Genomic DNA, 11,847 nt, shown 5'->3' with positions numbered 1-11,847 from the left:
TTGGACCACCGGGCCCCCGCCGGTGCCTGTGCTACCTTGTGGGCCACCTAGATCTTGAAATCTTGCCGAGGGTACGGGATCTGTGGACTCGCAATGGAGAAACCCCTTGTTGTAAGGGCGTCGTCCCCCGCCGAGCAGCCTTCGACATTCAGACCGTTGTCCTTTACGTGGGTGCTGGCGCTGTTCGCGGTCAGCCTCGGAATGTGGATCGGGCTTCTCGCGTCCGTGCAGGTTCTGCTGCCGAGCCAGATCGAGGCGATCGCCCCGGGCCGAAAGGTCTGGACGCTGGGCGCGGTGACGGCCGCCGGAGCCGTGGCGGCGGTGCTGGCCGCCCCGCTCGTGGGCGCGCTCTCCGACCGGACCGGCTGGCGGTTCGGGAAACGCCGCTCCTGGGTGATCGTCGGGACGGCGTTCTGCGCGCTGGCCCTTCTCGCGCTGCCCCTGCAATCGTCGATCGCCGGGATCTGCGTCTGCTGGGTGATCGTCCACGGCGGCGTCGGCGGCATTTCCGCGGCGCTCTGCGCGGTGGTCGCGGATCGCGTGTCCGTCGACCGGCGCGGGACGGTGTTCGCCATCGTGGGATTCGCGCAGCCGCTCGGGCTGGTGTTCGGGACGCTGCTGGTGTCCGGCATCTCGTTCCGCGCCGGTTACCTGCTCGTCGCCGTCCTGGTCGGGCTGCTGGCCCTGCCGTACGCGTTCGTCGGACGCGACGCCCCGGTTGCCCGCCTCGCCCGCTCCGTCCCGGGCCCGGCACAGAGCCCTGAGCAGTCCGAACAACCGGGACCGCCCGACCGGCCGGACGCGGCGGCGGCGGCGAAGGCACGAAAACCGCTGAAGATGCGGATACGGATACGGTGCCCGCGCCCGCGCGCCGCCGTCCACGCCTTCGGGTCGGATTTCGCCTGGGCTTGCGGCGGAAGATTCATGGCGCAATTCGCGACGTCGTTGGCAACGGTTTACCTCTTGTACTTTCTCCGCGACGAGATCAAGCTGGCCGATCCGGCGAAGGGAGTGGCCGTCCTCAGCCTGATGTTCACCGCGGGAATCATCGTGGTCGGCCTCGTGGTCGGGCGCGTGTCCGACCGGACCGGACGGCGCAAGATTTTCGTGATCATCGCCGCAATGCTGATGGCGGGCGGGCTGGCGGGAATGGCGCTGGTCTCCACCTGGCCGGTCGCCGTTGTCGCCGCCGCCGCGCTCGGCGGCGGATATGGCGCCTACCTCGCCGTCGACCAGGCGCTCGTCACGCAGGTCCTGCGGAGCGAGAGCGAGCGGGGAAAGGACCTCGGAGTGATGAACATGGCGGGCAGCGCGGCGGCGGCGGTCGCCCCGCTCGTCGCGGCCGGCGGTGTCGACCTCGGCGGCTACACTCTCCTTTTCCTCCTCGCCGGCGTCGTGGCAGTATTGGGCGGGCTCCTCATCCAGCCGATCAAAACAGTTTCCTGAAAAGGCCGTCATGAGTTACTTCTGAGTCGTGTTCGCGGGGGGTGTCGGAGGCATATGGCTGCGGAAGGCGTGTATTTCCGGGTCCTCGGTCCGTTGGCGGTCGCCGTGGACGGGGTCGCGGTCGCGCCACCCCGCTCCCCGGTCCTCCAGGGGCTGCTGGGCGTCCTGCTCCTGGCGCGCGGCGAGCCGCTGCCGACCGGCCGGCTCGCCGAGCTGGTGTGGACCGACCGCGCCGGCGAGACCAGCCGCGAATCGGTCCACGTCGGCGTCTCGCGCCTGCGCAAGTGGCTGACCGGCCTCGAAGCCGACCGCCCGGGCGGCTCCGGCGGCCCCGACCGCCCCGACCGTCCCGACCGGATCAAGATCGACTACCAGGACGGCTACCTGCTGGACTGCGCCGCCGACCGCTCGGACCTCGGCCGCTTCCTGGCGCTCGCCGACCAGGCCCGCGCCTCGGCGGAGGAGGACCCGGAGCACGTGTACCAGGCGTTCTCGTCCGCCTTCGCGGAGCGCAAGGGCCCGCTGCTCGCGGGCCTGTCGCGCATCGACCGGTCGGACGCGCTCGTCCGCGGCCTGGAAGAGGAGATCCGCGGCGCCGCCATGGGCTTCGCCGCCACCGCACTCGACGCGGGCCGCCCCGAGGGCGCGGTCGCCGCGGTCAGCGCGCTGACCGCGGAACTCCCGTTCGACGAGCCGCTGCACGCCGTCCTCATCGACCTGCTGATGGCGAGCGGGCGGTCGGCGGAGGCGCTGCAGACCTACCGGCGGCTCAGCGAGCACCTCGCCGAAGAGCTCGGCGTCGAGCCGAGCGAGGAGGTGCAGCGCGCGCACATGCGCGTCCTGTCCGCCAACCGCACGCTCGACGAGCGGGAGGCGGCACCGGAGCTGCCGCCGCTGCCGCCGCCCGCCCAGCTCCCGCCCGACATCCCCGACTTCACCGGCCGGAGCGCCGAGGTGGTGGACCTGGCCGAGACCCTCATCGCCGGCCGCGGGACGGCGCGGAACCGGACCGTGTCCGTCGCCACCGTCGCCGGGATGGGCGGCCTCGGCAAGACGACGGTGGCGATCCACGTCGCGCACCAGATCGCGAGCTTCTTTCCCGACGGGCAGCTGTACGCGAACCTGCGCGGCGACTCGACCGACCCCGCCGACCCGGCGGAGGTGATCTCCCGGTTCCTGCGCACGCTCGGCATGCCCGCCCCGGGCATCCCGCCGTCCCTGGACGAGCGCGTCGCGCTGTTCCGGAGCCGGCTGGCGGGCAAGAAGATCCTCGTCCTCCTCGACAACGCCGCGTCGGAGCCGCAGGTGCGGCCGCTGCTGCCCGGCACGGCGGAGGCGGCCGTGCTCATCACCAGCCGCAACGCCCTCCTCGGCCTGGAGGGGGCGAAGCTGCTGAACCTCGACGTGCTGACGCCCGCGCAGGCCGTCCAGCTGACCGCCACCGTCATCGGCGAGCAGCGCGTCGCGGCCGAGCCGGACGCCGCGGTGGAGATCGCCGAGCTGTGCGGCCACGTCCCGCTGGCGGTGCGGATCGCGGCGGCCCGGCTGCTCGGCCGCGGCCACTGGACGCTGGCGCACCTCGCGGGCCTGCTGCGGGAGGAGCACCGCCGCCTCGACGAGCTGGTCGCGGGCGACCTGGAGGTGCGGGCCGGGTTCGAGATGAGCTACCGGCTGCTGCCCGCGGAGGCCCGGCGCGTGTTCCGGCTGATCGGCCTGCTCCACGCCCCCGACTTCGCGTCCTGGACGGTCGCCGCGCTCCTGGATCGCCCCATGGCGGAGGTGCAGCGGCACCTGGAGACGCTGATCGACGCGCACCTGGTCGGCATCACCGGCGTCGACGCGACGGGCCAGCTCCGGTACCGGCTGCACGACCTGCTCCGGCTCTACGCCCGCGAGCTCGCCGAACGCGACGACCCGGAGCCGGAGCGGGAGGCGGCGCTGCGCCGCGCGCTCGGCGGCTGGCTGTCGCTCGCGGAGGAGGCCGCGGAGCACGTCCCCGGGCCGTGCTACGCCGTCATGCACGGGCCCGCGCCGCGCTGGTCGCCGCCCGCTCCCGTCACGACGCGGCTGCTGGCCGACCCGGTGCAGTGGTTCAGGTCCGAGCGGGCCGCGCTCGTCGCCGAGGTCGTGCACGCCTGCGACCTGCGCTGGACGGAGTTCGCCTGGGACCTGGCGACGTCCATGGAGAAGTACTGCGACATCAGCGGCCTCTACGACGACTGGCGCCGCATGCACGAGCGCGCCCTCGCGCTGTGCAAGGAGACGGGCGACAAGCGCGGCGAGGCCGTGATCGTGCGCGGGCTCCTCGAGGTCACCACCTGGACCTCGCCCGCCGGGTCCGGGACGGCCATGGCCCGCATGCACACCCTCGCCGTCCGGCTCCTGGACCTGTTCACCGAGCTGGACGAGCCCACCGGGATCGCGGACGCGCTGGTCGCGCTCGTCTGGACCGCGGTGGCGCGGGGCGACACCACCGAGGCGCTGGCCCTGGCGGACCGCGCGCTGCGCATCTCGCGCGAGGCCGGCTACGACGGCGGGCGGATGCGCGCGCTGCACGTCACGGCCTGCGCGTACGGCGAGGGCAACCCGCACGAGGCGGTCGAATGCCTGATCGAGGCGCGGGAGATCGCGGAAGGGCTGGGCAACCCCCGGGTCACCGCGACGGTCGTGCAGTTCCTCGGCGTCGGCCGCGCCCTGTCCGGCGACATCGAGGCCGGCCGGCGGCTGCTGGACGAGTCGATCATGATGGCGCGCAACCTCGGCGACCGCTACCTGGAGACGTTCTCGCTGCTCTACCTCGCCAAGCTGTTCGTCGCGATCGGGGACGACAGGGCGCGGGCGACCATCGACCTGGCGCTGACCTACAGCCGCGAGGGCAACTTCCGCCACCATCTCGCCGACGCGCTGGGCGTCCTCGGCGAGCTGAACCTCGCCGAGGGCAACATCCCGGAGGCCGTCGCCTGCCTCGAACGGTCGGTGCAGGTCTGGCGCACCCGCGGCTGGATCCCGTTCCTGGCCCGCGCGCTGCGCGCCCTCGGCGACGCGCAGGCCGCCGCCGGCGACCACGACGCCGCCCGCGCCAGCTGGACGGAGGCGCGCGAGCTGTTCGACGGGATCGACGACACCGCCGGGCAGTCCTCCGTCGAGGAGCGCCTCGCGTCCGCCGACAAGATCGGCTAACGGATCCCGCTTCGCACCGTTAGCGCTCCGGTTAGCGATCGGTAAGGCCCGTCCCGGTAGCGTCGAGATCAGCGCGGCAGCAGGGTGCCGTGCACGGAAGCGATTCTCCGTCGTGGGGCCAACTGACGCGGGGGCGCAGTTGAATGTCGGGGTTCGTCGTCGATAGAGAACCGGCCATACCGGTCGGGACCGCCCCGTCCCGGCCGAGTGGCCTCACCACCGGCCCGGGCGCCGGCGGGTCAGGCACCGCCGTCCTCGGTGCCGAAGATCGTGGCGGGATCGCCGATGTACCAGGTGTTGTCGATGCGCATCCGGCGGATCAGCCACCGTTCCCCGTCGCGGACGAGTTCGACGTCATAGGGATTCTTCAGCAGGGCGAAAGTGTCGTGGTCGCCGGTGACGAGATGCTGGGCCTCGACCAGCGCGGTCAGCCGCGCCGTGTCGCCCCGGACGGCGATGCGGGCGTTGGTGACCTGGTGGGTGGTGTCGATCCGTCCTGTGAACGAGGCCAGGATGGTGGTGACGATCGTGTCCCGCCCGGCCAGAACCGGTGGGCGGCCGCCCCATTTCGCCGCGGCGGGACGGAAATCCAGCTCGGCGTCGGCGGTGAACGCCGAGCCGAACAGGGCCCCGTCCTTCAGGTCCTGGCCGAGGGCGAAGCGGTACAGCGCGTCCAGGATCTCGGCGCGGTCCCGCAGTTCCCGGACGACCGCGCCACCGTCCTCCGAAGCGGCGACCGCGTGCTCGTCGATGACGTACATGGCGTGCTCCCACACAGCTCAGAGGGCATTTCCAGGTGTTCCACCCTGCGCGGAGGAAGGAAGCCGATCAATGCGTGACCGGGCAAGTATCGTGAAGCCGGAATTAACGATCTGGGGGCGTCGTGCTGGAACGGCATGAGATAGAGGCGTTCGTCACACTCACCGAGGAATTGCACTTCGGCCGCACCGCCGAACGCCTGCACATGTCCACGGGCCGGATCAGCCAGATCATCGCGAAACTGGAACGGCGCGTCGGCGTCCCGCTGTTCGACCGCACCAGCCGCCGCGTGGAGCCGACCGCCGTCGGACGGCGCCTCTACACCGACGTCCGCCCCGCCTGGGACCAGATCAACGCCGCGGTCGACCAGGCCATCAGCACGGGCCGCGGCCTGACCGGCACGCTGCGCGCGGCCTTCGTCGGCGCCGCGGCCGGGCAGTTGCTCGCCGGGGTGACGGAGCTGTTCCGCAAGCGGCAGCCCGACTGCGACGTCCAGCTCCGCGAGGCGCAGATCGCCGACGCGGTTCCGTGGCTGCGCTCCGGAGAAATCGACGTCGCCCTGGACACATTTCCCATTGAGGAGCCGGGCATCACCAGCGGCCCGGTTCTGGTGTCCGAGGCGCGAATGCTGGCCGTCCCGTCCAAGCATCCCTTCGCCCGCCGGGAATCGGTTTCCCTGGAAGACCTGGCGAGGACGAAACTCCTGCAATTCCCGGACCCGATACCCGAATCCCTGCGGAACGACCACACCCCGCAGATCACGCCCGCGGGCCGTCCGATAGAGCCCGGCCCTTCGGCCTCGACGCTCAACGAGATGCTCACCCTCGTCGGCGCGGGCCACGGCGTCTTCCCGGTCGGCGCCCAGACCAGGCGCTATTACGCGCGGCCCGACGTCGCCTACGTCCTGCTCGACGACGCCCCGCCCGTGCGCTGGGGGCTGCTGTGGCGCTCCAACAGCGCCACCGCCCGCGTCCGCGCCTTCGCCCAGGCGGCCCACGACCTACGCCGCCTGACGGCCTAGGCGGCGGATAACAGCAGACCCCATCGTCAAAGAGGTGGCCGAGGGAGAGCCGGCAGCGTGTTCTCGACCGCTTCCCCGATGGCCAGGAGCCGCTCATCGGACGAGTCGGGCCCGACGAGTTCGAGGCCGATCGGGAGACCGTCGCGGGACATCCCCGAAGGGATCGACAGGCAGGGGAGACCCGCGGTGCTCGACGCGTCCGTGTTGCGGATGTAGGTGAGGAAGGTGTCGACGGCCCTGCCGTTCAGCTCGACCGTCCGGTCCTCCCCGGCGGGCCTGTGCGGCCGCGCGGGCAGCGGCGTCGTCGGCACGACGTAGGCGCTGACGTCGTTCCGCTTGAAATAGCCCGCGAAAGCGGCGCGGAGCGCCGGACGATGAACGGCGAGGGCCATGCGGTACTCGGCGCTCGGCACCACGTCCTCGTCCAGGACGGATTCGAGCGTCTCCCGGATCTGCTCGGTCGCGACCTGCGCGACCAGTTCGCGCAGCGTGAGCGGCGAGGAATGCTGATACAGGTAGGCCGACAATTCCCGTCCCACTTCGTACAGGACGACGGTGAAGCTGGCCGCCTCGTTGAGCTCCTCCAGGTTCGGGATGTCCTCCTCGACCAGGACAGCACCGCGCGCGGCGAGCCCGGCCAGCGCGCTCTCGGTCACCGCCGCGACATCCGGATCGAGCCCGTCGTAGAAGAACCCGCGAGGAACCCCGAGCCGAAGCCCGGCCAGTTCGACCGGACCGGCCGACGTCCCGGACGACGGCGCGCAGATGCCGTCGATCAGCCGCACATCCGCCACGGAACGCGCGAGGGGCCCGACCGTGTCGCGGGTCGACGAGATCGGCACGACGCCGCGCCCGTCGTATCGTCCATGCGTGGGCCGGAACCCGACGCACCCGCACAGCGCGGCCGGGATGCGGCAGGACCCGCCCGTGTCGGCACCGAGCCCGGCGGGCACCAGCCCGGCCGCGACGCCCACCGCGGTACCGCCGCTGCTCCCGCCCGGTATGCAGGCCTCGCGGTAGGGGTTGCGAACGGTCCCGAACACCGGGTTGTTGCCCGTCATCCCGAACGACAGCTCGCCCAGGGCCTGCTTGCCCATGAGCGTGCCACCGGCGTCCAGCAGCGCCTGCGCGATGGGCGCGTTGCGCCGCGGGCGCGAGTCGCGCAAGGCCGGGGTGGACGCCGTCGTGGGGAGGTCGGCGGTGTCGATGATGTCCTTGAGCGCGAACGGCAGCCCGTAGAGGGGGCCGGGACGCTGTGGAGCTTCCTGAACCGCCTGCCGGACGAGGTCGGGCTCATGCGAGAGGTAGGAGTTGAGCCGCGCCAGCCGCGCGCTCCGCTCGATCAACGCCTCGACGTACTCGGCGAGCCGCAACTCGCCATCACGCAGCCGCCGGACGGCCTCAACGGCGGACAACCAGTGCAAGTCTTCAGCCACGATGCCACCTTGCCCTACCAGGCGACATTCAGGACAGACACCAGGACAACGGTCGGGCAGGTGAAGCGGTCCGGGTCGCGGCCCGCTTCACCTGCCCGAATCCGGAACGGTCAGCAGTGGAAGAAGATGCTCCTCCAGCCGAAGGGATCCTTGCTCTCCTGGCTTCCCCGGAAGGTGTGGTGGACCAGACCCTTGCAGTCGGGCTCGTTGTACATGGCCGCGGTCTGCCCCGTGTACGTGAAGCGGTACGCCGCCTTGAAGTTGTCGTCGATGTTGTTGCAGCCGCAGGCGTGGACGACCTTCGCTCTCCCGGTGTTCTGCGGCCCCTCCCAGCTGAGGAAGCTGCTGGCGTAGGCCGAACCGGTTCCGAGGACGACCACGGCGGCCGCCACGGAGGCGGTGACCGCCGAGCGAACGGCGTGACGGGCTTTCATGTGACTCTCCTTGTCCTGTGGACGGTGATGCTTCAGACACATGGGGAGCTGTGCCTCCGGGACCTGTTCGCGGCCCGGCACGTCACACTCTGCGCCCGCCGGCTGTCGCCCCGGTCACTCCCCGGTCACGCGGCCGGGCCGTGCCCGCCCGCCGCCCGCCGGCGGATCTCGCTCGCGATGCCGAGCGCCAGCGCGACACCGTCCTCCGCGCCGGCGCCGAACTCCCAGCTCTCGGTGTACGCCCGCGGCTCCAGGCACTCGCGCACCCGGTTCACCGCCCGGACGTGCTGGACGTGGAGGGGCTTGAGACCGTCGAGCGCGGCGCCGGTCACCTGCCGCCGGTGGTGCGCAGCCCCCAGCAGCCGGGCGGCATGCCGGTGGTGCCCGAGCACGCTCACCGTCCAGCCGAGCGTTTCCAGACCCCATGCGGGACCCCACCGATCGTCGATGTCCCGCTGCCGGACGAGCGCGTCGCAGAGCGGCGCGAGCGCGTCATGGGGATTCCCGTGCAGGAGTTCGGTGAGGCCGGTGCACCATTGGGCCCAGGTACGCGCCCACTCGGCACCGGAGGCTTCGGCGTCCGCGACGTAGACGCCGCAGGTGGACAGGGCGATCTCCCGATGCCCCAAGAACGCGGCGGCCATCGCCCAGAACATCGTGGCCATGTGGGCGTCCCCGCGATGACCGGCGGCGTGGAACCCTTCCCGCGCCTGGGCGAACCGCTCGATGCACGCGGGGTCGGCGTGCACCAGCATCGTGTAGACGCCCTCGACGTAGGTCACGGGCGGGGCGGCCTGCACACCGGGCGCATCGATCGATCGGCACTCGTTCATGAACGCCTCGGCGGCCGCCAGGTCCCCCTGGACGGACGCGAGGAAAGCCTTCATGGCCTTCACCACGACGGTCGTCTCGCAGACCTCGGCGCCGAGAGCGGCCGAAAGGCTTTCGAGCCAGTGCCGCGCTTCCCCGAGCGTGCTGGTGAAGAACCAGGAGCGGGTCCGGGTGAGGTCCGAGGCGATCTCCGCGCCCGTCAGCACCCGGTCCGGCCGGGTGACGCAGAAGCCCAGCGCCGCACGCAGGTTGGGGAGTTCCGTGCGCAGCCGGTCCAGCCACTCGACCTCGCGGGGACTGCACCAGTCCGCGACGGCCGTCCGGGCCAGCGAGTGGTAATGGTCGCTGTGCCGGTTGCGGTACTCGATGATGCCGCCGTCCGCACGGAGCCGGTCCAGCCCGTACTGGCGGATGGTTTCGAGCATCCGGTAGCGGGCGGCCCGGCCGTGACCGTCGACCACCACGACCGACTTGTGGATGAGCCCCGTGAGCAGGTCGAGTATGTCGGGCCCCTCGATGCCGTCCCCCGCGCACACCGCCTCGGCCGCTCTGAGGTCGAAGCTGCCGGCGAAGACCGCGAGCCGCGTCCACAACAAACGCTCTCCGAGCGTGCACAGCCCATAACTCAGATCCATGACGCCGCGCAGCGTGCGGCGGTAGCGGTCGGTGGCGGGCACCCGCGCGGCGGACAGGAGCCGGAACCGGTCCTCCAGGCGTTCGAGGATCTCCTCGACGGTGAGCGAGGTCAGGCGGACGGCCGCGAGCTCGATGGCCAGCGGGATCCCGTCCAGCCGCCGGCAGAGCTCGGCGGCCGGCCCGGCGTCCCGGACGGGCGCCGCGCAGGCCGCCGCCCGGTCGCTCAGCAGGCGGACGGCCTCGCACGCGTCCAGCCCGGAAAGCAGGAACACATGCTCGCCCGGAACACCGAGCCGTTCCCGGCTCGTGGCCAGCACCCGCAGACTCGGCGCCGCGCCCAGAAGCCGCTGCACCAGCAGCGCGACCGCCTCCACCAGATGCTCGCAGTTGTCGAGGACGAGCAGCAGCCGCCGATCACGCACATGGTCGACCATCGCGTCCACCGCCGAGCGCACGGACTGGTCACGCAGCCCCAGCGCTTCGGCGACGGCGCGTCCCACCAGCTCCGCGTCGGCCAGTGCCGCCAGGTCAGCCAGCCACACCCCGTCCGGGAAGGACGGCGCCACCTGCCCGGCGGCGCGCAGCGCAAGCCTCGTCTTACCGACCCCGCCCACCCCGGTCAGGGTGACCAGGCGGGAGGCACCCAGCAGGCGCCGCGTCTCCGCCAGCTCCCGCTCCCTGCCGACGAAGGACGTCGTCTCGGCGGGGACGTTCCCGCTCGGCGTCCGGGACCGTGACCCGGCGATCTCCGGCTCCGCCGCGAGCATCCGCCGATGCATCGCCTGGAGCTCTTCACCCGGATCGACCCCGAGCTCATCGGCCAGCAGCCGGGTCACCTGCCGGTAGGACTCCAGCGCCTCCCCTTGCCGGCAGCACTGGTAGAGGGCCAGCATCTGCTGGGCCCAGAAACGCTCCCGCAACGGATACTGCCCGGTCAGCCGCCGCAGCTCCGGAAGCACATCGGCGGGACGCCCGCACTGGATGACGGCGTCGATCCACATTTCCTGCGCGGCCAGCCGCCGCTCGTGCAGGCCCGCGACGACATCCTGGAAACGCTCCCCGGGCAGATCCGCCAGCGCCGCACCCCGCCACAGCTCAACCGCCTCACCGAGCATCGCCGCCGCCCGCCCATGATCCCCCTTGGACGAAAGGACGCCCGCCTCCCGAACGAGCGAGTCGAACCGGCGAGCGTCCAGCCCGTCCGCCGCCACGTCCAGCACGTACCCGCGCCCATCGGTGACCACGACGCCCGCCCCCAGAGACCGCCGAAGCCGCAGCACATAATTCTGAACCGCGTTCCGCGCCCCCTGCGGAGGACTCTCCCCCCACAACCTCTCCACCAGCGCGTCCACCGAGACGACCTGCCCGGCTTCAACGAGCAACGCCGCTAAAAGACACCGCTGCTGCCCGGCCCGAACCGGCACAGGCACCCCATCGACCGTGACCGTAAGGGGCCCCAAGATCCCAAACTCGTACCGGACGCTCACCACCGCAGCCTAAAACAAAAAGTAACCAACCAACTACTCTCCGCAGACATATCTCACCGACGAGGTGCCGCAAGGCCCGGCGAATGCAGCGGCCAGGTCAGGTCGGCGGAACAGGCTTAAGCGGCCGCGGCAGCGCCCACGCCTGCCAAGGCGCCCCACGCAGAATGGACAAGACGTGCCAAGCCCGCGCCCGCCGCGTAGACACCTCGGTCAGCAGACTCAGCCATTCCTCGGCATAGCGCCCCCTGTCGCCAGCAGGCAACAACGCACACCCGACAGCCACGAGCCGCCGCACCACCACTCCAGGCGGCCGCGCCACACCGACCACCCCCGCACGCGCCGCGGACTGGTCGTGAAACAGGGTGCTGAAGATATCCTCAGCCGCCTGCAACGCTCGCACAGCTGTGCCTGCCGCCAGCTGCACCGCATCCGCCACGTGCGCATTCGCCACCAGCTCCGCCGCGTTCATCGCCGTCTCCGCCGCCCACTTCGCCTCCGCAACCGTCTCCGACTTCCCCCTCGCCTCTACCGCAGCCACCGCGCGTACTGCCCGCATCGCCGTCTCCGCCGCGAATTCCGCCGCGTCCGCTGCCAGCCCCGCTCGGCTTGCCGCCTCT

General features: G+C 71.6%; 8 protein-coding genes. 3 read left to right on the top strand and 5 right to left on the bottom strand.

Annotation, left to right across the window (positions count from 1 at the left end; genetic code table 11):
• Positions 1-93 precede the first annotated feature (93 nt).
• Both E1264_RS32190 and E1264_RS32185 read left to right on the top strand, forming a co-directional pair.
• The gene (locus E1264_RS32190) at positions 94-1,446 is read left to right on the top strand and encodes an MFS transporter (protein WP_132179494.1); all 1,353 of its coding nucleotides are present in this window, start codon (positions 94-96) and stop codon (positions 1,444-1,446) included.
• A 54-nt stretch (positions 1,447-1,500) separates the two neighbouring features.
• A complete protein-coding gene (locus E1264_RS32185) occupies positions 1,501-4,626 on the top strand; it encodes a BTAD domain-containing putative transcriptional regulator (RefSeq protein WP_132179492.1) in 3,126 nt (1,041 codons plus the stop codon).
• 239 nt (positions 4,627-4,865) lie between these two features.
• Here E1264_RS32185 and E1264_RS32180 read toward each other — a convergent pair whose 3' ends face one another.
• On the bottom strand, positions 4,866-5,387 hold the full coding sequence (locus tag E1264_RS32180; protein ID WP_132179490.1) for a nuclear transport factor 2 family protein: 522 nt from the start codon (positions 5,385-5,387) through the stop codon (positions 4,866-4,868).
• 122 nt (positions 5,388-5,509) lie between these two features.
• Here E1264_RS32180 and E1264_RS32175 point away from each other — a divergent pair, with 122 nt between their 5' ends.
• Positions 5,510-6,406, top strand: coding sequence for a LysR family transcriptional regulator (locus tag E1264_RS32175; RefSeq protein ID WP_132179488.1), 897 nt, complete (start codon positions 5,510-5,512; stop codon positions 6,404-6,406).
• A gap of 26 nt (positions 6,407-6,432) precedes the next feature.
• On the opposite strand, the gene iaaH is transcribed toward E1264_RS32175, so the two are convergent.
• From iaaH to E1264_RS32155, 4 genes are all read right to left on the bottom strand, one after another.
• The gene (gene iaaH, locus E1264_RS32170) at positions 6,433-7,842 is read right to left on the bottom strand and encodes an indoleacetamide hydrolase (protein WP_165964484.1); all 1,410 of its coding nucleotides are present in this window, start codon (positions 7,840-7,842) and stop codon (positions 6,433-6,435) included.
• 110 nt (positions 7,843-7,952) lie between these two features.
• The gene (locus E1264_RS32165) at positions 7,953-8,276 is read right to left on the bottom strand and encodes a MiAMP1 family antimicrobial peptide (RefSeq protein ID WP_165964483.1); all 324 of its coding nucleotides are present in this window, start codon (positions 8,274-8,276) and stop codon (positions 7,953-7,955) included.
• A 125-nt stretch (positions 8,277-8,401) separates the two neighbouring features.
• Positions 8,402-11,167 carry a BTAD domain-containing putative transcriptional regulator gene (locus tag E1264_RS32160; protein WP_243711296.1) on the bottom strand — a complete coding sequence of 922 codons (2,766 nt, stop codon included), beginning with the start codon at positions 11,165-11,167 and terminating at the stop codon, positions 8,402-8,404.
• Positions 11,168-11,327: 160 nt separating this feature from the next.
• Positions 11,328-11,847, bottom strand: a 520-nt coding sequence (locus E1264_RS32155) for a hypothetical protein (RefSeq protein WP_207936508.1), incomplete at its 5' end; no start/stop codon positions are given.

Origin of the sequence: Actinomadura sp. KC216, assembly GCF_004348535.1 — a bacterium.
Classification (GTDB): domain Bacteria; phylum Actinomycetota; class Actinomycetes; order Streptosporangiales; family Streptosporangiaceae; genus Spirillospora.
This window is presented reverse-complemented; position numbering and strand designations above follow the sequence as displayed.